This is a genomic window from Mesorhizobium tamadayense (assembly GCF_003863365.1).
GTDB classification, from domain to species: Bacteria; Pseudomonadota; Alphaproteobacteria; order Rhizobiales; family Rhizobiaceae; genus Mesorhizobium; species Mesorhizobium tamadayense.
The window spans coordinates 94,824-116,252 of record NZ_RQXT01000006.1 but is presented as its reverse complement, the minus strand read 5'-3'; the positions used below and the strand labels follow the sequence as shown (position 1 = coordinate 116,252).

20 protein-coding genes and 1 pseudogene are annotated in these 21,429 nt (G+C 63.1%); 13 read left to right on the top strand and 8 right to left on the bottom strand.

What is annotated here, in order from left to right; all coding sequences use genetic code 11:
- The first annotated feature begins 69 nt into the window (after nt 1–69).
- Complete coding sequence (locus tag EH240_RS07325; RefSeq protein WP_124996743.1) at nt 70–756, top strand: response regulator transcription factor; 687 nt, start codon at nt 70–72, stop codon at nt 754–756.
- Between the two features lie 75 nt (nt 757–831).
- On the opposite strand, the gene EH240_RS07320 is transcribed toward EH240_RS07325, so the two are convergent.
- Together EH240_RS07320 and EH240_RS07315 are read right to left on the bottom strand one after the other, a co-directional pair.
- Nucleotides 832–996 carry a hypothetical protein gene (locus EH240_RS07320; protein ID WP_124996742.1) on the bottom strand — a complete coding sequence of 55 codons (165 nt, stop codon included), beginning with the start codon at nt 994–996 and terminating at the stop codon, nt 832–834.
- 56 nt (nt 997–1,052) lie between these two features.
- On the bottom strand, nt 1,053–1,400 hold the full coding sequence (locus EH240_RS07315; RefSeq protein WP_124996741.1) for a hypothetical protein: 348 nt from the start codon (nt 1,398–1,400) through the stop codon (nt 1,053–1,055).
- Nucleotides 1,401–1,748: 348 nt separating this feature from the next.
- On the opposite strand from EH240_RS07315, the gene EH240_RS07310 reads away from it, so the two are divergent.
- Nucleotides 1,749–2,201, top strand: a complete 453-nt coding sequence (locus EH240_RS07310) for a L,D-transpeptidase (protein WP_124996740.1) — start codon at nt 1,749–1,751, stop codon at nt 2,199–2,201.
- Nucleotides 2,202–2,368: 167 nt separating this feature from the next.
- Here EH240_RS07310 and EH240_RS07305 read toward each other — a convergent pair whose 3' ends face one another.
- Both EH240_RS07305 and EH240_RS07300 read right to left on the bottom strand, forming a co-directional pair.
- The gene (locus EH240_RS07305) at nt 2,369–5,452 is read right to left on the bottom strand and encodes an efflux RND transporter permease subunit (protein WP_124996739.1); all 3,084 of its coding nucleotides are present in this window, start codon (nt 5,450–5,452) and stop codon (nt 2,369–2,371) included.
- The gene (locus EH240_RS07300; protein WP_124996848.1) at nt 5,449–6,744 is read right to left on the bottom strand and encodes an efflux RND transporter periplasmic adaptor subunit; all 1,296 of its coding nucleotides are present in this window, start codon (nt 6,742–6,744) and stop codon (nt 5,449–5,451) included. The genes EH240_RS07305 and EH240_RS07300 overlap by 4 nt, the downstream gene beginning before the upstream one ends.
- 95 nt (nt 6,745–6,839) lie before the next feature.
- Here EH240_RS07300 and EH240_RS07295 point away from each other — a divergent pair, with 95 nt between their 5' ends.
- Entirely contained in the window at nt 6,840–7,373 is a 534-nt protein-coding gene (locus tag EH240_RS07295) for a TetR/AcrR family transcriptional regulator (protein WP_124996738.1), read from the top strand.
- Nucleotides 7,374–7,464: 91 nt separating this feature from the next.
- Nucleotides 7,465–8,139: pseudogene (locus EH240_RS07290) on the top strand (inorganic phosphate transporter); the annotation flags it as partial.
- A 285-nt stretch (nt 8,140–8,424) separates the two neighbouring features.
- On the opposite strand, the gene EH240_RS07280 reads toward EH240_RS07290, so the two are convergent.
- Nucleotides 8,425–9,585 (bottom strand): patatin-like phospholipase family protein, encoded by a 1,161-nt coding sequence (locus EH240_RS07280; RefSeq protein WP_124996737.1) that lies wholly within the window; start codon nt 9,583–9,585, stop codon nt 8,425–8,427.
- Complete coding sequence (locus EH240_RS07275; protein ID WP_124996736.1) at nt 9,578–10,366, bottom strand: acetoacetate decarboxylase; 789 nt, start codon at nt 10,364–10,366, stop codon at nt 9,578–9,580. Before EH240_RS07275 ends, EH240_RS07280 begins: the two co-directional genes overlap by 8 nt.
- A 224-nt stretch (nt 10,367–10,590) precedes the next feature.
- Here EH240_RS07275 and EH240_RS07270 point away from each other — a divergent pair, with 224 nt between their 5' ends.
- Nucleotides 10,591–11,379, top strand: coding sequence for a 3-hydroxybutyrate dehydrogenase (locus tag EH240_RS07270; protein WP_124996735.1), 789 nt, complete (start codon nt 10,591–10,593; stop codon nt 11,377–11,379).
- A 196-nt stretch (nt 11,380–11,575) separates the two neighbouring features.
- On the opposite strand, the gene chrA is transcribed toward EH240_RS07270, so the two are convergent.
- Both chrA and EH240_RS07260 read right to left on the bottom strand, forming a co-directional pair.
- Nucleotides 11,576–12,991, bottom strand: a complete 1,416-nt coding sequence (chrA, locus tag EH240_RS07265) for a chromate efflux transporter (RefSeq protein WP_124996734.1) — start codon at nt 12,989–12,991, stop codon at nt 11,576–11,578.
- Between the two features lie 7 nt (nt 12,992–12,998).
- Nucleotides 12,999–14,102, bottom strand: coding sequence for a chromate resistance protein ChrB domain-containing protein (locus tag EH240_RS07260; RefSeq protein ID WP_245435856.1), 1,104 nt, complete (start codon nt 14,100–14,102; stop codon nt 12,999–13,001).
- On the opposite strand from EH240_RS07260, the gene EH240_RS39825 reads away from it, so the two are divergent.
- The 8 genes from EH240_RS39825 to EH240_RS07220 all read left to right on the top strand — a co-directional run bounded on the left by EH240_RS39825 (nt 14,086) and on the right by EH240_RS07220 (nt 21,421).
- Complete coding sequence (locus tag EH240_RS39825; protein ID WP_124996733.1) at nt 14,086–15,057, top strand: Fe-Mn family superoxide dismutase; 972 nt, start codon at nt 14,086–14,088, stop codon at nt 15,055–15,057. The genes EH240_RS07260 and EH240_RS39825 overlap by 17 nt on opposite strands.
- Entirely contained in the window at nt 15,054–15,524 is a 471-nt protein-coding gene (locus EH240_RS07250; protein ID WP_124996732.1) for a chromate resistance protein ChrB domain-containing protein, read from the top strand. The genes EH240_RS39825 and EH240_RS07250 overlap by 4 nt, the downstream gene beginning before the upstream one ends.
- Before the next feature lie 43 nt (nt 15,525–15,567).
- Nucleotides 15,568–16,425 carry a DUF1259 domain-containing protein gene (locus EH240_RS07245; RefSeq protein ID WP_124996844.1) on the top strand — a complete coding sequence of 286 codons (858 nt, stop codon included), beginning with the start codon at nt 15,568–15,570 and terminating at the stop codon, nt 16,423–16,425.
- 266 nt (nt 16,426–16,691) lie between these two features.
- On the top strand, nt 16,692–17,576 hold the full coding sequence (locus EH240_RS07240) for a dihydrodipicolinate synthase family protein (protein ID WP_124996731.1): 885 nt from the start codon (nt 16,692–16,694) through the stop codon (nt 17,574–17,576).
- A gap of 23 nt (nt 17,577–17,599) precedes the next feature.
- A complete protein-coding gene (locus EH240_RS07235) occupies nt 17,600–18,259 on the top strand; it encodes a GntR family transcriptional regulator (RefSeq protein ID WP_124996730.1) in 660 nt (219 codons plus the stop codon).
- Nucleotides 18,260–18,323: 64 nt separating this feature from the next.
- The gene (locus EH240_RS07230; RefSeq protein ID WP_124996729.1) at nt 18,324–19,661 is read left to right on the top strand and encodes an ABC transporter substrate-binding protein; all 1,338 of its coding nucleotides are present in this window, start codon (nt 18,324–18,326) and stop codon (nt 19,659–19,661) included.
- Nucleotides 19,661–20,599: a carbohydrate ABC transporter permease gene (locus EH240_RS07225; protein WP_124996728.1), complete on the top strand. Its 939-nt coding sequence runs from the start codon at nt 19,661–19,663 to the stop codon at nt 20,597–20,599. Before EH240_RS07230 ends, EH240_RS07225 begins: the two co-directional genes overlap by 1 nt.
- Nucleotides 20,600–21,421: a carbohydrate ABC transporter permease gene (locus EH240_RS07220; RefSeq protein ID WP_124996727.1), complete on the top strand. Its 822-nt coding sequence runs from the start codon at nt 20,600–20,602 to the stop codon at nt 21,419–21,421.
- Nucleotides 21,422–21,429: the final 8 nt, after the last annotated feature.

The following is a 21,429-nucleotide window of genomic DNA, read 5'->3' as shown; positions in this document are numbered from 1 at the left end:
GGAAAGTAGATTGGGTGTAAACATGATGTCCAGCGCTCATATCGGGTTGTCTGTGGCGGGGTGAAGAAAATGGCAGCACGATCCGTCGTCGCGCTTGTATCCGTTGCCGAAGTGGTGGCCGGCGATCTCGCCGACCATCTCGAGCGGCGCGGGCATTACGTGCGCCAGGCGCGCCAGCCCTGGGAGGCCGAATCGCTGCTTTCGGCCGGAGGCATCGATGTCGTGGTCGTCGGTGACGACGTGAGCCAAGCGGAGGGGCGCGAGCTGCTCAAGCGCTACGGCGGCGAGGGCGGCGCTGACTTCATCCTGATCTGCCGGCCCGCCGATCTCGTCGACAAGGTGCTGGCGCTCGAGCTTGGCGCCGCCGACGTGGTGCAAAGTCCGCTGAACGTGCGCGAGCTCGCGGCGCGCATCGGCGGCCTGCTGACGCGGCGCGGCCGCAACACCCAGGAACTGATCGTGCTGGAGAACGCCACCGTCGATTTGAGGTCGGCCATGGTCATGCACCGCTCCGGCGCCGAGCATCAGCTGTCGCCTGGGCAGGTGGCGCTGTTGAGACTGTTTCTGGCGAGCCCGCGAAAGGTGCTGACGCGCGACGACATCATCGCCGCCGCGCCGGCCGAGAATGCCGACGCTTTCGACCGCTCGATCGATTCGCGTATCGTGAGGTTGCGCCGCAAGCTCGACACGGAGACCATCACCACCATCAGGGGCGCCGGCTACCGCTTCGATCCGCCGACGCCGCGCGGCGATTGAGGTCAGGGCATTTTTCTGATCTGGCATCGGATCCCCCCAAAGCCGATCTGCACTTTTGGATCCGATGCCGGGCGCTTATCGCACCACGAGGACCGAAGGACCCGATGGCATGTCGGCGCTGACGGTGATTTCGGCATGGGCGCGCTCCTTCAGAAGCACCGTTGCGAGTGCGGCAAAGCCAAGCAGCCCCTGTGCATAGAGCAGTGCGGAAAGCACCGACGCAGCAAATTTGGTCTTCATTTGATTAACCCCTAAAATCATTTGATTAACCCCTAAAATCGATATGCATCGGTGCTTCAGGAAACTCCCGAAGCGCCCGCGCCGCCTACGGAGCCCCCCGCTGCGGCGCGGGCCTTCGGTCCTCTCGGCAGCAAGTAGCCGGAGGGGCCGCGCATCCTCATCAGCCGAAGGCCGACCCGCCAGAGGGCCTTCAGCCAGTGGACGCGCAGGCTGGAAACGATCCAGACCGTGGCGATGAACAGTGCAGTGTGCGGCGTCGAAACCTCGCCGGAATTCATGGCACCAAAATTCATGGCGCCAAGCGTCGTCACGGGGTTGCCGGCGACGGAGCCGGCGCCACCAAGGATGACCGCCGAGACGCCGATCCCGAGAAGCCAGGAGCGTAGGTTCGATTTCCTGCCCATTTTCGTTTGCTGATGTCTGTTCCCGTTGCGTCAACATTGTCGTCGGCCTGTATCCGCATCATGCCGCGCAAGCTGCGTTTTGTTGCAATTGGGTTTCGAGATTGGCGAAATGGCTTTCATATCAGAGCCATGCTGGGTTCGTTTGCCAACTTCCCTTCACTGCCGTTAACCCATGCGGGATCGCGGGATCTATGAGTGGGGTTCCTTCGGGCCGGCGCCGTTAACTTAGGGAAACAGATTCGAAACAATAACGAGCATTAAGCGAAATAAGCCTGAAACAGGTGACCACGATAAAGCGATCCATCGAATTGAAGCCGGCCCGACCGGCATAAAAAGAGAGGGATCGTCATGCACACCGCCATTTCCGCCAAGCTCATCAACGTCACAGCCGCGGCGCTCACCGGCGCGGCACTGCTTTTCGGCAGCAATGCCGCCCACGCCAATCAGATCGTCGCCAAGGTTTCGCTGTCGCAGCAGGTCATGGAAGTCACGGTCGACGGCCGGCCGACCTTCACCTGGAAGGTGTCGACGGGCGACAGAGGGCACATCACGCCAACGGGGTCGTTCAAGCCGACCCGCATGCATGAGATGTGGTATTCGAAGAAATACGACAATGCGCCGATGCCGCATTCGGTGTTCTTCAGCGGCGGCTATGCCGTGCACGCGACCTACGCCATCAACCGCCTCGGCCGGCCGGCCTCGCATGGCTGCGTGCGCCTGCATCCCGATGCCGCGGCCGACTTCTATCAGCTTGTCGAGGCTTTCGGCGTGGCCAATACCAGCATCGTCATCGTCAAGTAGCAGGCAGGTTGCCGCCTTCGGCCGAATGCGCCGAAGCCGCGGGAGCGACCGCCAAAAATGAGGCCGGAAAATTTCCGGCCTCATTTTTTGTTCGGAGCGGTTCAGTTTCCCGCTCAATTTCTTAACGCAATTGCGGACGGACAAGCGCCATGCGCTTTTCAATTGCTTCAGTCCGGTAGCGCCGGCATCAGCTTCGGATCGGGCTTCTCGGCGAGATGCGGCAGATCACTGCTGGCGATGAAGGTGTAGAACATCGGCACGACGAAGAGCGTGAACATGGTGCCGACCAGGATGCCGGTGAAGATGACGAGGCCCATCGAGTAGCGCGCAGCCGCGCCCGCGCCGCTGGAGATGATCAGCGGCACCACGCCGAGCGCCATCGCCGCCGTCGTCATCAGGATCGGCCGCAGGCGCACCTTGGCCGAGGCGATGATGGCGTCGCGCCGCCGCATGCCGTGGATCTCGCGCTGCTGGTTGGCGAACTCGACCAGAAGGATGCCGTGCTTGGTGATCAGGCCGATCAGCGTAATTAGGCCGACCTGGGTATAGATGTTGAGGGTACCAAGTCCGATGTTGAGCGGCACGATGGCGCCGAAGATCGACAGCGGCACCGCCATCATGATGATCAGCGGGTCGCGGAAGCTCTCGAACTGGGCGGCCAGCACCAGATAGATGACGAGCACGGCGGCCGCGAAGGCGATCAGGATCGTATTGCCCTGCTCCTTCTCCTGCCGCGACTGGCCGGAATAGTCGATGAAGAAGGTATCGGGCAGCGTCTCCCTGGCGAGATCCTCCAGCACCTTCAGCCCGTCGCCGGTCGTCACGCCGGGCAAGGGTAGGGCGGAAATCGTGGCCGAGTTCAATTGGTTGAACTGCTCGATCGCCGCCGGCGAGGCGTTGGTCGAGATCTTCACCACCGCCGACAGCGGCACCATCTTGCCGTCCACGCTGCGCACGAAATACTCGGCGAGCTTCTCCGGATTGTCGCGGAACTGCTGAGGCACCTGCGGGATGATGTCGTAGCTGTTGGAGTCGCGATCGAACTGCGCCACCTCGGCGCCGCCGACCAGGAGCGTCAGCGTGCGGCCGATATCGGCGATCGGCAGGTTCAGCGCCGCGGCGCGCTCGCGGTCGATTGTGACGGTCACTTGCGGCGCGTCATAGGACATCGAGTTCTGCACGACGATGAAGCGGCCGGAATCCTGCGCCTTTTTCTTGATCTTCTCGGCTTGGTCGAAGACCTCGGAGGCAGCGCCGGTCGAGCGCACCACCATGGAGATGGGCAAGCCGCCGCCGGAGCCCGGCAGCGTCGGCGGCGCGAAGACGAAGGCTTCGACGCCGGCGACCTTGGCGAGCCGCCCCTGGATGTCGGCCTGCAGCTCCTTCGAGTTGCGCTGGCGCTCCGCCCAATCCTTGAAGGCGAAACCGACGAAGGCGCCGTTGGTCTGGCCGCCGAAAGCGACGGCCGAGAACTGCGCCCTGGTCTCAGGGATGTCCCTCACCAGCCCGAGGATCTGGTTGACATAGGTCTCGGTGTAATCCGATGTCGCGTAGCGCGGTCCGGTCACGATCGAGAGCAGGAAGCCCTGATCTTCCTCCGGCGCCAGTTCGCCCGAAGTCTTGGTGAACATGAAGCCGGTGAGCGCGACCAGCGCGGCGACGATGATCAGCGTCACCGGCCGGTTCCTCAAGGAGGCGGTGACGGCCCGCTCGTAGACGTGCTCGACGCGGCCGAAGGTGCCGTCGACGACGCGCTGGAATCGGCTGTGCGCGCCTGCCTTCAGGAGGCGGGCCGACATCATCGGCGTGACGGTCACGGCGATCACGCCGGACAGCACCACGGAGCCGGCCAGCGTGACCGCGAATTCGCGAAACAACGCACCGGTCAGGCCGCCGGTGAAGGCCAGCGGCGCAAACACGGCGGCCAGCGTAATGGTCATGGCGACGATAGCCGAGAAGATTTCGCGCATGCCGTTGAAGGCCGCCTGCATTGGCGACATGCCTTCTTCTTCCATGTGGCGGTGGATGTTCTCCACCACCACGATGGCGTCGTCGACGACGAGGCCGATCGCCAACACCATGGCGAGCAGTGACAGAAGATTGATCGAGTAGCCGACCGAAAACAGCAGGAAGCAGACGCCGATCAGCGACAGCGGGATGGTCACGATCGGCATCATCACCGAGCGGAACGAGCCGAGGAACAGGAGGATGACCAAGATGACGATGGCAACCGCCTCGCCGATGGTCTTGAACACCTCCTCGATCGAGGCGCTGATCTGCTCGGTGGAATCATAGACGATCTCGATCGTCATGCCTTTGGGCAAGGTGTCCTGGATCACCGGCACGATCTTGTGGATCGCCTCCGCCGTCGTCAGCGGGTTGGCCGCAGGCGTCGGGAAGATGGCGAGGAAGGTGCCGGGCTTGCCGTTGAAGCTCACCCTGGTGTCGGTGCTTGCGGCGCCGAGCTCGACGCGCGCCACGTCGCGCAGGCGCACGACCTGTCCGTCGGTCGAACGGATCGGCAGTTGGGAGAAGGCCTCCGGCGTCTGCAGCGTGGAGCGAACCGTGATCGAGGAGACCACATATTCGTTCTGGGTGTTGCCGGGGGCGGACAGGAAGTTGGAGTTGTTGATCGCGGTCAGCACATCGGCCGCCGTCACGCCGCGCGCTGCCAGCCTGATCGGATCGATCCAGACGCGCATCGAATATTCCTCGGCGCCGAAGATCTGGACATCGGCAACGCCTTCCACCGTCGAGATGCGCGGCCGCACGACGCGCTCGATATACTCGGTGAGCTGCTCCTTCGTCATGTTCGGATTCTGCATCGAGATGTACATCATCGCGAACTGCTGGCCGGTGCCCTTTACGATCACCGGGTCCTTGGAGGCGTCCGGCAAGTCGCCGCGCACGCTCTGCACCTTCGACAGCACCTCGGTGAGCGCCACGTCGGGGTTGGAGCCGAGCTTCATCTGCACCGTCACGGTGCTGGAAGACGGGCGGCTCGATGACGTGACGTAGTCGATGTTTTCCGTCGAGGCGACGGCGCGCGCGATCGGGGCGGAGATGAAGCCCTGGATCAGGTCGGCGCTGGCGCCAGGATAGGCGGTGGTTATGGTGATCGCCGTCTCGTCGACCTTCGGATACTGGCGGATCGACAGGTTGAAGATGCCCTGGAAACCCAGGAGCAAGATCATGCAGGCCAGCACCGTCGAGAGGACTGGCCGGCGAATAAAGATGTCGGAAAAGCTCATTGCTGAACCTGTCTGTTCGCCGATTTGCTGGGATCGATGGTGTTGTCGACGGCAACTGACATGCCGTTGAAGAGCCGGTTCTGACCGGCAGTAACGACCTCGTCGCCTGCCTTCAGGCCCTCGACGATCTCAACCATGCCGTTGTTGCGGCGGCCGAGCTTGACGAACACCTGTGACAGAACGAGCGCCGGCTGCTGCCCTACATCGGCCGGCTTCTGAGCGTTGTCAGCAGCCGGCTTTGCCGTATCGGAGGCCGGCTTCGAGGCATCGGCTTGCGGCTTGGCGGCATCACCGGCAGGCTTTTCCGCGCCGGCATCATCGGGCTTGGCCGGCACCACCACGAAGACATAGTCGCCGTAAAGGCTGGACGTCACGGCCGTCTGCGGAATGGAAATGACATTGCTTTCCTCAGGCAGTTCGACGCGAATCTGAACGAACTGGCCCGGGGTCAGCTTGCCTTCAGGATTGGCGACCTCGCCGCGGATCGACACCAGCCGGCTCGCCGGGTCGATCTTGGGATCGATGCCGCGAATGGAGCCGGCAAAGGGCAGGTCCGTGCCGCTCGCGCCGAGGCGGATTGTCTGGCCGATTTTCAGCGACGACAGCTGCTGTTCGGGAATGGTGAAGTCGACGCGCATTGTATCGAGATCCTGGAGCGTCACCACCGAGTTGCCAGGCGCCAGGTACTGGCCGACATCGATCTTCGGAATGCCCGCAGTGCCGCTAAAGGGCGCTGTCAGCTGTTTCTGCTCGAGGACCGCCTGAAGCTTGTTCACCTGCGAAGCGGAAGCGGTTGCCGCCGCGCGCGCGGCGTCGAGCGTCGCGTCGGTGCCGACACCGCGCCGCTGCAATTCGAGCGCTCGGGTCAGCGCCGCCTGATCGGATGCGGCCTGCGCCTTCTGCGCCTCGAGATCGGCGCGTTCGACGGCGTCGTCGAGCTGCAACAGAACCGCGTTGTCGGTAACCTTCTGATTGGCGTGGAAGAGAATCTCCTTGACGATGCCGGTGGTTTCGACGGTCAGGTCGACGCCGCGCACGGCATTGACGGTGCCGATCGCCTCGATCCCCGGTGTCCAGCTCGACGGCTTGACGATCACCGTGGAGACGGTCGCGGCCGGCGGCTTCATGGTGGCGAAAAACTGCTTGATGCCGTTGTCGCGCAGGATGTTGAAGCCGACGATGCCGCCGCACACCAAAATGAGCAGAAGCAGGATTCCAGTGATGATAAAGAAGCGCTTCACGGACAGTCCCCTCGAGCCGGCAACCGGCAAAACGTCGATGCCGGGACACATACCGATGATGGGTCCCGATTTCAAATTGCGGGCGCTTTACTGTACCGTCTGGACGGTCTTGTCAATTCCGCATAGGCTAATGTAAGGGAGGCGTGATGAAGGCTCGCAGGGCAAATTCACGCGGCAGGATATTGGCTGCCGCCGCCGACGTGGCGCGCGAGGCGGGTCCGGGAAGCCTGTCGCTCGACGCCGTTGCCAGCCGCGCCGGCGTCTCGAAGGGCGGCCTGCTCTACAATTTCCCGACCAAGGCCAAGCTGATGCAGGGGCTGGTCGAGAATTACCTCGATGCTTTTGAAAAGGCGCTTGAAGAACGTACGACCGAAGCCAGCGACGAAAGCGTGCTCGCGGCCTACATACGGCTTTCGGCCGATAACTGCGAGAAGCCGAAACCGTCGGCTTCCTGGATGTTCTCTGCGATCGCAGAGGATCCGGAATTCCTGACGCCGATAAAAGCGTTCAAGCGGCAGCTGTTCGAACGGCTGAAGGGGGAAACGGACGATCTCGGCTCGCTGCTGGTCTGCTTCCTCGCCATCGAAGGGCTGCGCAGCATGGATCTTTTCGATTCCGACGTGCTCTCGCCGGAGGAGCGCAAGCTCCTGGTTTCCTCGCTTCTCAAGATAGCCGGATAGGTTGCAGGGCGTCACACCAGCTTCATCCTGGAGACATAGCGTTCGTCCCGGTTCTTTGCTGCAAGGCAAAAGGAGTGGGACATGGTGGACGTTGGGCAAATATGTCAAGCCGGGGGTGACCGTCGCCGACGCGAAAGCCGCGGTTCAGGACGCCGTGCGGACCAAGACCTGGAGCGACCAGACAACGGTGGCGCTGCAGACCTATATCCACGACACGACCGCCGGGTTGCAGCCCTATGCCTCGGTCGACAAAGTCCCGACCGACCTGGTCAGCAACGCCCGCAACGACATCTACCTGATCGGCGAAGCGCTGAAGCTGATCGACAAGAGAAAGCTGCTGCCGATGCAGGCCGACGACCTGAAGGCGGTGACCGACTATCACAAGGCGGTCGACAACGCGACGAAGTTCATCCCGCTGTGGGTGAAGATCGCCGTCGCGCTGGCGCTCGGCCTCGGCACCATGGTCGGCTGGAAGCGCATCGTCGTCACCGTCGGCGAGAAGATCGGCAAGAGCCATCTGACCTATGGCCAGGGCGCTGCAGCCGAGTTGGTGGCGATGGTGACGATCGGCATGGCCGACCGCCTCGGCCTGCCGGTGTCGACCACCCACGTCCTGTCGTCAGGCGTTGCCGGCACGATGGCGGCGAACGGCTCCGGCCTGCAGTGGGCGACGGTGCGCAACCTGCTGCTTGCCTGGGTGCTCACGCTGCCCTGCTCGATCGCGCTGTCCTTCGCGCTCTTCGTGGTCTTCCGCCAGGTGTTCTGAGCGGCGGCAATGGCGTCAACGGTGCCAGCTTTGAGGCTCCGTGCCCCTTCGGGTTATCCCGTAACGCTTGCGGGACAGCGCCCCCCTCTGTCCTGCCGGACATCTCCCCGCAAGGGGGGAGATCGGATGTCACGCCGGCTGTCGCCAATCATCAACGTTGGAAAATGAACGCCGACGGTCGAGCTGCCAATCTCCCCCCTTGCGGGGGAGATGTCCGGCAGGACAGAGGGGGGTGTGACGGAACTCGACGAAGAGGGCGTTCGGTACCGGAGCGGTCGTCGAATCCTAAGTCGGATCCTCGCGGTGCAGGTCGTGGATGGCGACGCCTTCGACATTGGTCGGCAGCATCAGCCACTGCTTGTGGCGCAGCGTGCGCTCGGTGTCCTCGAGGCCCATTTCCCAGTGCTCGCGCATTGAGGTGCCCGAGAACTCATAGTCCTTGGCGTGGCCTTCATAGCCTTTGTGCTGGTAGATCAGGTGGACGATGTTGACCACGCCGGCGTCGGAATAGTCGGCGATCAGCGCCTTCTCGCCCTCTTTCAGCAGTTCCGGCAGAACGCGCTTGAGGGCATCGAGCAGCTTCATCTTGAGCGCATGGATGCGCTGGAAATTGTCGGTGTTCTGGCGTGTGCGGCTCGAATACATGATGTCCTTGTGGCGCGACAGCACGTCCGTCATGCCGCGCGGCAGGGTTCCGCGGGCGCTGAACAGATCGACCTGGAAGACGAGCGACGAACGGTCCTCTTCCTGATCGAGCAGGTATTGTAGCGGCGTGTTGGAGACAATGCCGCCGTCCCAGTAATACTCGCCCTCGATGCGGATCGATGGGAAGGCCGGCGGCAGCGCGCCGCTCGCCATGATGTGCTCCGGCTCGATGTGCACCTTGTCGGTGTCGAAATAGATGAAGTTGCCGGTCCTGACATTGACCGCGCCGACGCTCAGCCGCTTCCTGCCGTCGTTCAGCACGTCGAAGTCGATCAGGCTCTCCAGCGTGTCCTTCAGCTCGGCGGTGTCGTAGAAGCTGGTTGCGCCATCAGCGCCCGGCGGCTGAAACCACGGGTTGGGATTGCGCGGCTTGAAGAAGCCGGGCTGGCCCATGGCCATCGTCATCCACGACGAGGTGCGGTTGCGGATGTCGCGATAGATGTCGCCTTCGGGCTTGTAGGCCCAGATCTTGCGGCCGGAGACCGTCTGCCAGAACTGCTCCAGCCGCTGCAGGCGCCGGCTCGGCTCGTTGCCGGCGATGATCGAGGCATTGATCGCGCCGATCGAAACGCCGGAGAGCCAGGTCGGCTCGCAGCCGGCGTCGGAAAGCGCCTGATAGACGCCGGCCTGATAAGCGCCCAGCGCGCCGCCGCCCTGGAACACCAGGGCGACACGGTCATATTGCTGCGAGATTTCCTGGATGGTGGCGGCGACCGCCTTGTTTCGGGTGCGTTCAAGCACGAGCTTTCTCCGGCTGGATTGCGCTCACCGCGGACGGGCTGCGATCCGCGAGATAGTCATGGACGACCTCGCCCAGCCCAAGCGTCAAATCGGCGGTGAAGTGGACTGCCGAGACGATTTCCAGCACAGGCAGCTTCGCCACGTCCGCCATGACATGCGGCCGAAGGTCGAGCGCGGCCGGCGCCGTCCAGGCCTCCTTCAGCGTCACGTCGGTCAGGTAGTAGCGCACCAGCTCGCAGATGCGCGGGCTGCCGTCGACATGCGGGATGATCTTGATCAGGAAGTTGGGCGCGGCGAGCGAGGCGAGCACCTGGTCGTGGTCGGCCTCACGGTGCTTGTAGCCCATCGTGCCGGTGGCGCACAGAACGCTGCCGTAGTGAAGCGTGCCCACCACCACCTCGCCCTCATGCACGATCTTTTGGCCGGCAAGCTTCTTCGGGAAACCCAAGAGCTCGCGGCCGCCGGCGATCGGCGCGTCGTCGTCGAGATACATGGAATGGACATAGCCGCCATGCTGGCCGCCGAAGCGGACGGGGATCACCTGGCCGGTCTCGGTGTAATCGCCGAAGCCGGTCGAATCCGGCATGCGGATGAACTCGTATTTTACCAGCGGCTCGTCGATCTCCAGCGGCGCCGGTACCACCGCCTCCAGCGCCTCGCGCGTCGTGCGGTAGGTGATGATGATGTATTCGCGGTCGAAGAAACGGCAGGGGCCGGGCGGGAAGGAAGGATTGGTGAGCGGCATCGCATAGGCGCGCTTCACGACATCGTCGATTTCCAAGCTATTCACCCATCGGTTCAGGATGACACGCGCGAGACGCGCAGGAAGAATATGTTGCACGGCACCATGACAGTGCCATGTCATGGTCCTTGAGCGCCAGCTTCACGGCTCCCGGACAGCATCACAACATTGCAATCGCAGCGACATACGGCCATGGCATTGTCATGCTGCGGCGCACAAACTATGTGCCTTCATAATCCCTCCCATCTGTCGCGAGATTTTTCATGGGTTCCCTGTCTTCGAAGAATGCGCTCGTCACCGGCTCGACCAGCGGCATCGGCCTGGCAATCGCCCGCGCCTTTGCCGCCGAGGGCGCCAACGTCACCATCAACGGCCTTGGCGATGCCGCGGCGATCGAGCAGGAGCGGGCCGGCATCGAGAGGGATTTCGGCGTCAAATGCCGCTACTCGGGCGCCAATATGATGGACGGCGCGGCGGTGACCGCGATGATCCGCGAGGCCGAAGCGGCGTTCGGTAGCCTCGACATCCTGGTCAACAATGCCGGCATCCAGCATGTCGCGCCGATCGACGAGTTTCCCGACGACAAATGGGAGGCGATCATCCGCATCAACCTGCTTGCCGCCTTTTACGCCATCAAGGCGGCGCTGCCCGGCATGAAGAGCCGCAAATGGGGCCGCATCATCAATACGGCCTCGGCGCACGCGCTGGTCGCCTCGCCGTTCAAGTCGGCCTATGTCTCGGCCAAGCACGGCATTGCCGGCCTGACCAAGACGGTGGCGCTGGAAGTGGCGCAGGACGGCATCACCGTCAACGCGATCGCCCCCGGCTATGTCTGGACGCCGCTGGTCGAGAAGCAGATCCCCGACACGATGAAGGCGCGCGGCATGACCGAGGAGCAGGTCAAGCACGACGTGCTGCTCGCCGCCCAGCCGACCAAGGAGTTCGTCACCGTCGAGGAGCTTGCCGCGCTGACGCTGTTCCTGTGCTCGGACGCCGCCAGGCAGATCACCGGCACAACCCTGCCGATGGATGGCGGCTGGACGGCGCAGTAAGGCGCAAAGCTGGTCTCAAAGGGAAGGCGGGGCGGAAGTTTGGCCTTCCTTGACAATTGGCAGGTGTGTCCTGCCTTCGGCAAGAGGCTTTCCCCACGACGACCCTGAGAGGCGTCAGCCCAACGATTTGCCCCACGTTCAGTTCTGGCAAAGCGTCCGTCAAATCTTTGGCAAAGGGCGTGCGGGGCCTAGAAGCTCAGATCGTTCCGGTCGCCACGCCGTAGAGCAGGCCGAGGATCGAGCATGCCACCAGCACCGGGATCATGCCGATCTTGAAACGGAAAACGGCAAGCATTGCGCCGAGCGTAAGGACCAGCGAGGGGAGATTCAAGGAGCTGAACACCGGCACATCCAGCTTCATGCCGAGCCAGTGGACCTCAAGCAGTTCGCGGAACAGCACATGAAGCGCGAACCACACGGCCAGGTTCAAGATCACACCGACAACTGCTGCAGTAATGGCAGACAGCGCCGAGGACAGGGCCTTGTTGCTGCGCATCGTTTCCATGAACGGTGCGCCTAGAAATATCCATAGGAAGCAGGGAACGAACGTGACCCACGTCGTTAGCAGGCCGCCGAGCGTTCCGGCGACAAGGGGGCTAAGCACTCCTGGCGCCCGGTAGGCGCCCATGAAACCGACGAACTGGGTGACCATGATCAGCGGGCCGGGCGTGGTCTCGGCCATGCCGAGGCCATCCAGCATTTCTCCCGGCTTGAGCCAGCCATAGTGCTCGACACCTTGCTGCGCGACATAAGCGAGCACCGCATAGGCTCCGCCGAAGGTCACCATCGCCATCTTGGAAAAGAAGATGGCGATGTCGGTGAAGACATTGCCTTGCCCAAGCAACACCAGCAATCCCAGGACCGGCACGAACCATAGCGCCAGAAACACCGCTGCAATCTTCAGCGACCAGCCGACGGGTGGCCGAGCATGTGCTGGTACCCCTTCGCCCAGAACTGTATCGGCATCGGCGACCTGCATGCCACCGACCTTGCCGTGGCCGTTGCCTGGGGTGAATGAGGCCCAGCCCGCTCGCCCGCCGACAAAACCGATCGCGCCGGCGATCAGGATGACCAACGGAAACGGCGCGTGGAAGAGAAAAAGAGCAAGAAAGGCCGCTGCCGCGAGCCCGATCATGACATTGTTTTTGAGCGCCCGCCTGCCGATCCGCGAAACTGCTTCAAGCACGATCGCAAGGACCGCAGCCTTCAGGCCGAAGAAGAGCGCCTGAACCGCACCAACATTGCCGAAAATTGCATAAATCCAGCTGAGCGCCATGATGGCGATCGCGCCCGGCAGCACGAACAGGATGCCAGCGACAAGGCCCCCTTTGGTCTTGTGCATGAGCCAGCCGATGTAGATGGCCAATTGCTGCGCCTCCGGACCGGGCAGCAGCGTGCAATAATTCAGCGCATGCAGGAACCTCGTCTCGCCGATCCAGCGTTTTTCCTCGACAATGATCCGGTGCATCATGGCAATCTGACCGGCCGGCCCGCCGAAACTGAGCGCGGCGACGCGAGCCCACACCCGCGTTGCCTCGGCGAACGAAACGCCATGGCCCGTTACTTCGGTCGGCTGGGTTGGTGCCGTCATGGCGCCGTTTGGATTTGCCATGGCTCAGTCACCCTTTTTTCGAGCGGAAATAGCGATAGAGGTTGTCGAATACCGAAGCGCCCTCGGCGATCCTTTGCTCGTCGCTTGCATTCGCCATCGCGATACCGGCGATCAAGCTGGCAATGCCGGTAGTCTCCTCGCGATTGAACTTGCCGTCCTTGAGATCGATATCGTGTACGACCTCCGCGATGGCCTGCAACGCCGGATCGGCTATTCCGGCGCGGGCAAGCAGTACCTCGAAGCTGCAGCGATCCCCCTCATGGGTGATCTCGCCCTCGAACATGTCGAAGCGCAATTCACCCTCCTTCGGCACATATCCCTTTCCCGCAACGAAGCGGATCGTTGCGTCGGCATCGATGAAGCGACGGATCAGCCAGCTGCAGGCAATGCGGTCGACATGTACATCGCGGCGCGTGACCCAGATCCGGCCCTTGAGCGCGCCCGGTTCGGCAGCCGCTTTGGGTTCCTTCGTCATGGGCTCATCCTGTTCAAGCATTGCCTCGACCTCGGCGAAGTATCCCTCGACTGCAAGGCGACCGCTGGCCCCGAAAAAATCGATCGCCACGACTTCGGCGAGCCGCTTTCGCAGGCGGCCGAGTTGCGAACGCGCTTCCGCATGCTTTTCCGACGTCGCGTTTGCCTCGATCTCAGTTGCCAGTTCTCGCGCCCCCTTAACGATCTCCGCATAGTCGGCGTCACGCGCGGCGTCGAACAGCGCCCGGACCTGAGCATCCGACAGGCCATCGACAAGGCGCGCCTCGCACATCATGGCTTCACCGCCGCCCGCGACGATCTCCTTCAGAAGCCATTCGAAATCCTCCTGCATCTCGGCGTTGGCCGGCAGTGCGTAAACGGTGCTTTTGACTGCGACCGCGCCGATGCCTTGCAGCCGCCGCCAGATCTTCACGCGGAAATAAGCCGGCTTGCTTGGCAGCTGATGGATAAGCAGCAGCCAACGTCCTTCCGTCGATCTCCCCTCACTCATAAGTGAAACCGTATCACGGGCGGATTGAAATGCAACACTTGTATCATCTCTTGTTTGGGCATAGCGTTCGACTCCCGACGGATAGCCCGTGCTCCGGAGCGAGGAAAAGATGCCCCACCAGATCATGCCACTGCCATTCAAGCCGCCCCGGCTCGAGGGCCTTTCCGAACGGCTGCTAGCGAGCCATTACGAGAACAACTATGGCGGTGCCGTTCGCCGCCTTAATGCAATCGAACGGCGGCTCGACGAACTCGATTGGAACGCGGCACCGGTCTTCGATATCAACGGGCTGAAGCGGGAGGAGCTGGTCGCCGCCAACTCGGCGATCCTGCACGAAATCTATTTCGACGGGCTGGGCGGCTCCGGGGATGCGGCCGGCGATCTCGCTGCAGCGCTGGAGCGGGACTTCGGCAGCGTGGCGGCTTGGCGCGCCAAATTCACGGCATGCGCCAAGGCGCAGGCCGGAGGCTCCGGGTGGACTCTGCTGACCTGGTCGGAGCGGCGCGACAGGCTCATGATCCAATGGGCAGCGGACCACACCAACTGCCTCGCCGGCGGCGTACCCATCCTTGCGCTCGACATGTACGAGCACGCCTATCATCTCGATTTCGGCGCCAAGGCCGGCGCGTATGTCGATGCCTTCATGAAGAACATTCATTGGGAGCGAGTCGCTGCCCGCCACCGCCGAGCCATCGCGCAGCCCGATCCCGCACTGAGACCCGAATCGCTTGAAAGTGTTCCGGCGGTCGCGCCGGAGGAACTGCGGGCGCGCCTTGATAGTGGAGAAGATCTCGTTCTGCTCGACGTCTGCCTCGCAGAGGATATGGCAAAACGCAGCGACATGCTGCCTGGAGCCAAGCTTCGTGCCCCGGAGAAGATCGCCGACTGGGCGGATGAGCTGCCGAAGGACATGCCGGTCATCGTCTATTGCCTTTATGGCTTTCAGGTCTCGGGCGACGCGGTGGCCGAACTGCGGCGGCGCGGCGTCGACGCAGTAGCGCTTTCGGGTGGCATTGCCGCTTGGCACGCGATCGGCGCGCCCACCATCCCTCTGACCAGTGAAGAAAGGATTGCGCCATGAAATGGGTTACCCGCGAACGTCCGGTCATCGATCGTATTGCCTGCCCCTGGCTGATTGAGCGTTTCATCGACAAGGAACCGGAGTTCCTCTTCGTGCCGCCCGATCAGGTAGTCAAGGTTGCCAACGAGACGGGCGCCACGCCCTACGACGTGCCCGACGTCGAATTCACCCATGTCGGCGACGGCTGCAGCTTCGACACTTTCGTTTCCAAATACGGTCTTGAGCGCGACCCGGCGATCGTGACCATCGCCGCGATCGTGCGCGGCGCCGACACGGACCGGCACGATCTGACGCCACAGTCGGCAGGGCTGCTTGCCATCTCAATGGGACTGCGGGACCTCAGTCCGGACGACCACGAGGTACTGAAACACGGATTCGTCATCTATGACGCGCTCTATGCTTGGGCTTCGCGTCGCAAGGCGGAGACGCATAGTTGGCCACCCGCCATGAAGCCGGCGGCGGCGTGATGAATTGGGCAATGGGGGCAAATCACAAGGAGAAACCCCATGCATGCAAAACTCATGGCTGGTGCAATGCTGCTGGACGTCGGCGCTGCTCCAGCCCGCCTCGGCTGCCCCAGATTGGAAAATGGTAGCAAAGACGTTCGGCAAAGCCGGAACGGAAATGCCTGATGGCGTCTACCGGGTCGGACTGCTGCGAACCGACCTGAAGGTATCGCTTGATGGCGTATCCCTGAAACCAGGGTTTGCCCTCGGAGGCTGGATCGCGTTCGAGCCCATGGGAAACCAGGCAATGGTCATGGGGGACATCGTCCTGACCCAGGACGAGGCGAACCCGGTCATGAAGAAGCTTGAAGAAACCGGGATCGAGATCACCGCGTTGCACAACCATTTGCTGCGCGCCGAGCCGATGACCCTCTACATGCATGTCTTTGGCCAGGGCGATCCGGTCACGCTCGCCACGGCACTTCACGACGGACTGGCCTTGAGCAAGACGCCGATGGGGAATGCAGCGCAAACACAAGCTTCCGCCCAGCAGATCGGTTTCGCCGTCGACCAGGCCATTGGCCGCAAAGGCAAGGCGAGCGAAAGCGTCTATCAGTTCAGCATCCCGCGAGCCGAAAAGATCACCGACGGCGGCATGGCGGTCCCGGCATCGATGGGCAGCGCCATCGCCATCAATTTCCAGCCGACCGGGGCCGGCAAGGCGGCGATCACGGGAGATTTCGTCCTGATCGCTTCAGAGGTGAATCCCGTTCTTCGAACTCTGCGCGACAACGGCATCGAGGTGACGGCTTTGCATAGTCACATGCTGGAAGAGCAGCCGCGGCTCTTCTTCATGCATTTCTGGGCTAACGATGACGCCGCCAAGCTGGCGCTCGACAAGATGAACCTAGCGAACAGCTAGATCGTAGGGACGGGCCGCTTCCGGAGGTCTCCTCGCTCGACCGCGCTGCTGTCCATAGCGGCGATGGTCGCTATGCTCAGGCTGAAAGCCGGCATGCTGCCGACGCTGGCGGGATCTGCGCTGGCGGGGCTGGCTTTGCAGGCATTGTGAATTATTTCGGGTGAATTGTTTCCGGTCGCATCCGAGCGTGATCGACAAGCTTGTTTACATCTAACATGTTAGCGTGGTACGGCTGCGTACAGGTTGATGAATTGGAGACTTTGCAAGTGGCTTCGCGCTTTGGTCTGTCGGTTGCCCTCACAACCCCGTTTGATGCAGCCGGGCGGATTGCCCTTCCGCTGATGACCGCGCATGCCAGGGCCTGTCTCGATGCCGGCTGCAGCAGCGTGACGCTGTTCGGAACCACCGGTGAAGGCGCTTCCGTCGGTACGGCGGAACGGCAACCAGTCCTCGATGCCATGCTTGCGGCAGGCATCCCGGCCGATCAGCTCGTCGCCGGCGTGCTCGTCGATGCGGCGGAGGACGCCGCCGAGCAGTGCCGCCAAGCCTTGCAGCGCGGCGCCCGCAATATCCTGTTGGCACCGCCGAGCTATTTCAAGAATGTCGGCGACGACGGGCTGTTCGGCTGGTTTGCCGCCGTGTTCACCGCGCTCGGTCCGCTCGCCCGCGGCATGCTACTCTACAACATCCCCTCGGTCACGATGGTGCAGTTGTCGCTCGACCTGATCGGCCGGCTGCGCAAGGCGTATCCGGGCGTGATCGCCGGGGTCAAGGATTCGGGTGGAAACTGGGCCTACAGCGAAGCGCTGCTCAAGGCGCATGGCGACCTGATCATCCTGATCGGCGATGAACGGCATCTGGCGCCGGCGGTGCGGATCGGCGGCCAGGGCGCGATTTCCGGCATGGCCAATTTCGCCGCCGGGGAGCTTCGCGCCATTGTCGAGAGCGGACGCGACGAGGCCCGTGTCGAGGGCTTTGTCCTCGAATTGCTGAGGCATCCGGTCATTCCGGCGGTGAAGGCCATGGTGGCGCATCAGACCGGAGACGAGCGCTGGCTGACGGTTCGGCCGCCGCTCGAGCCGGTAGCCTCGCAGGAGCGGCAGCAGCTTGGCGCCGCTTACGACAGGCTGTTCGCAACACAAGCGGCCTGACTCGTCGGAGGACCAGCATCGGCATGGACGACACGAGCGAACCGGCAACCCTCAGGGAAAAGGCCTATGCCAGCTTCACGCGGCATCTGCTGGCCCGCGACCTGAGGCCCGGCCAGTTCGTGTCGCAGCGCGAGCTGGTCGCCTTTACCGGCCTGCCGCTTGGCGCCATCCGCGAGATCGTGCCGCGGCTCGAGGCGGAGGGGCTGCTGACCACCATTCCGCAACGCGGCATGCAGATCGCGCATATAGACATCAACCTGATCCGCGAGGCCTTCCAGTTCCGCCTGTTCATGGAGCGCGAGGCGGTGGCGCTGTTTGCCGTCAACGCTTCCGACGCCGAGATTGCCCGCTTGCGGCGCGAGCATGAGGACATGCTCGCGCAGGCGCTGGCGCAGACGCCGACACCGGAAATGGAAGCCAGGGCCCAGAACATCGACTGGGCCATGCATGACACGTTCATCAGCGCGCTGGGCAACGAGATCATCGCCAAGGCCTATCTGGTGAATTCGGTGAAGATCCGGCTCATCCACCAGGAGCGGTTCCGCATCGACGGTCGCGTCGTGCCGGTCATGCGCGAGCATCTCGCGGTGATCGAGGCGCTGGAGAGCCGCGATCCGCAAAAGGCGGTCGAGGCGATCAGCCGGCATATAGACAACGCGCGCCGGCTGGCGCTGCAGATTTGAGGAAGCAGGACCGCGCCGCAATCGTCGCGGCGCAATCGACAACGACAGCAACCGGGAGGAAGAAATGTCGTCCAATCCGTTCAATCCAACCAGGAGACAGCTTCTCCAGGGAACCGCCGCGCTCGCCGCCGCCGGCCTTACCGGCCTGCGTCCCAGCTTCGCCGCGGGCGTCGACTGGAAGCGCTTTGCCGGCACGACGCTCGACGTCAACCTGGTGAAGAGCCCGCGCAGCGACACCATCCTGAAGAATCTTGCCGAGTTCGAGGAACTGACCGGCATCAAGGTCAACGCGGAGGCGACGCCGGAGCAGCAGCAGCGCCAGAAGACGGTGATCGAGCTCAGCTCCGGCAAGCCGAGCTTCGACGTCGTGCATCTGAGCTACCATGTGCAGAAGCGGCAGTTCGAGAAGGGCGGCTGGCTGGCCGACATTTCCGGCTACCTTGCCGATCCGGGCCTCACCGATCCGGGATTGGTCGAAAGCGATTTCGCCGAGGCCGGCATGCAGTTCGCCAAGGACGGCCAGGGCGTGCTGCGCTCGCTGCCGTTCTCGGTCGACTACTGGATTCTCTACTGGAACAAGGAGATGTTCGACGCCAAGGGGCTGAAATATCCCGAAACCTTCGAGCAGCTGGTGGCCGCCGCGGAAGCGCTGACCGACCCGTCGAGCAACACTTTCGGCTTCGTCGCCCGCGGCCTGAAGAACGCCAACACGCCGGTATGGACCTCGCTGATGCTCGGCTACGACATGACGCCGCTCGGCAGCGACGGCAAGCTGCGCACCACGTCGCCGGAAGCGATCGAAGCCGCCGGCCTCTACCAGCGGCTGATGACCAAGGCCGCGCCTCCAGGCGTCACCGGCTTCAACTGGGCCGAGGCGCAGTCTGCCTTCCTGCAGGGCAAGATCGGCATGTGGTTCGACGGCGTGGGCTTCGCGCCGCCGATGGAAAATCCGGAAAAGTCGCGGGTGGTCGGCAAGGTCGGCTACGGCGTCATGCCGAAAGGCCCCAAGGCGCATGCCGCGGGCACTTTCGGCGACGGCATCGGCGTCACGTCCGCCAGCACGAAGAAGGAAGCGGGTTATCTGTTCTGCCAGTGGGCGGTGTCTCCGGCCATGGGCGCGCGGTTGCTGCAGGCCGGCGCCGGCGTGCCGTTCCGCAAATCCGTGCTGGAAGACCCCAAGGTGCGCGAAGGCGTGACCATGCCGCCGAGCTGGCTCGACGCCGTAGTCGGCTCCGGCAACATCAGCCGGCTGTCGCTGCCGGTCATCATCCCGGTCACCGAGTTCCGCGACATCTACGGCGTGGCGCTGACCAACATGATTGCCGGCGCCGACCCGGCCGACGAGCTGAAGAAGGCCACCGAGCAGTTCCAGCCGGTTCTCGACAGGAGCGAGCAAGGCTGATGTCCGCCATCGCCCCAGAACGCGCGGGGGTGACGACGCAAGCCATCGAAGGGAGCCAGCCGGTGCGGCTGGCTCCCAACTACTGGCCTTTCGTCGTCCCAGCGTTGGTCGTCGTCGGCGCCGTCATCGTCTTCCCCTGGGCCTTCACGCTGTGGATGAGCGTCAACAGCTGGACGCTCGGCCAGTCGCGAAGCTTTGCCGGGATGGAAAACTATCTGCGCCTGGCGAGCGACCCGCGTTTCTGGGAATCGCTCTGGCATACCTTGACCTACACCTTCCTGTCGGTGGTCGCGCCGATGTTCTTCGGCACCGTCGCCGCCCTGATCTTCGACGCCAGGTTCCCGTTGCGCGGCCTGTTGCGCGGCCTATTCGTGATGCCGATGATGGCAACGCCGGTTGCCGTGGCCCTTGTCTGGACGATGATGTTCCACCCGCAACTCGGCGTGCTCAACTATCTGCTCTCGCTGGTCGGCATTCCCGCCCAGGAGTGGATCTTCAACGCCAACACGGTCATTCCTTCGCTGGTCGCGGTCGAGACGTGGCAGTGGACGCCGCTGGTGATGCTGATCGTGCTGGGCGGGCTGGCATCCGTGCCGCGCGAGCCGTTCGAGAGCGCCGAGATCGACGGCGCCAATGCCTGGCAACAGTTCCGCTATCTCACCTTGCCGATGATCGCGCCGTTCCTGATGATCGCAATGATCATCCGCACGATCGATGCGCTGAAGAGCTTCGACATCATCTACGCGATGACGCAGGGCGGGCCTGGCACCGCCTCGGAGACCATCAACATCTATCTATACAACACCGCCTTCTCCTACTACGACATGGGCTATGGCTCGGCCATGGTGGTCGTCTTCTTCATCGTCATCGTCGCCCTGTCCTTCATTCTCCTGATGCTGCGCCAGCGCACGCAATGGGTCGACACGGAGGGCAAGTAGATGAGCTCGCGGCTGCTCAACAAGCTGGGTCTGTTCTTCGTGGCGCTGGTCCTGGTCTCGCCGGCGATCCTGTTCTTCCTCTGGATGATCTCGCTGTCGCTTAAATTCGAGATCGACAACGGCGCCTACCCGCCGATCCTGATCCCGGAGCGCTTCGCATGGTCGAACTACGCGAAGGTGTTCGAGGAGAACAACTTCCTGCTCTATCTCTGGAACTCGGTACTGGTCACCGGCACGGCGACGCTGCTCGCGCTGCTGATCGGGGTGCCGGCCGGCTACGGCATCGCCCGGCTCAAGGCGGAGCGATCGGCGATCGTCATCATGATCGCGCGCATGACGCCGGGGCTTTCCTATCTCATCCCGCTGTTCCTGTTGTTCCAGTGGCTGGGCATCCTCGGCACGCTCTGGCCGCAGATCATCATCCATCTGGTGGTGACGGTGCCGATCGTGGTCTGGGTGATGATCGGCTACTTCGAGACGACGCCAATGGAACTGGAAGAGGCGGCCAATATCGACGGCGCCTCGTCCTGGCAGGTGTTCCGGCTGGTGGCGCTGCCGATCGCGAAGCCCGGCATCGTGGTGGCCTTCATCCTGTCGGTCATCTTCTCGTGGAACAATTTCGTCTTTGGCGTGGTGCTCGCCAGCCGCGAGACGCGGACATTGCCGGTCGCGGTCTACAACATGCTGTCCTACGAGCAGGTGAGCTGGGGGCCGCTCGCCGCTGCAGCACTGGTGGTGACGCTGCCGGTGCTGGTGCTGACCATGTTCGCGCAACGGCAGATCGTCGCCGGGCTGACTGCAGGCGCGGTCAAGGGCGGCTGAGCGGCCCG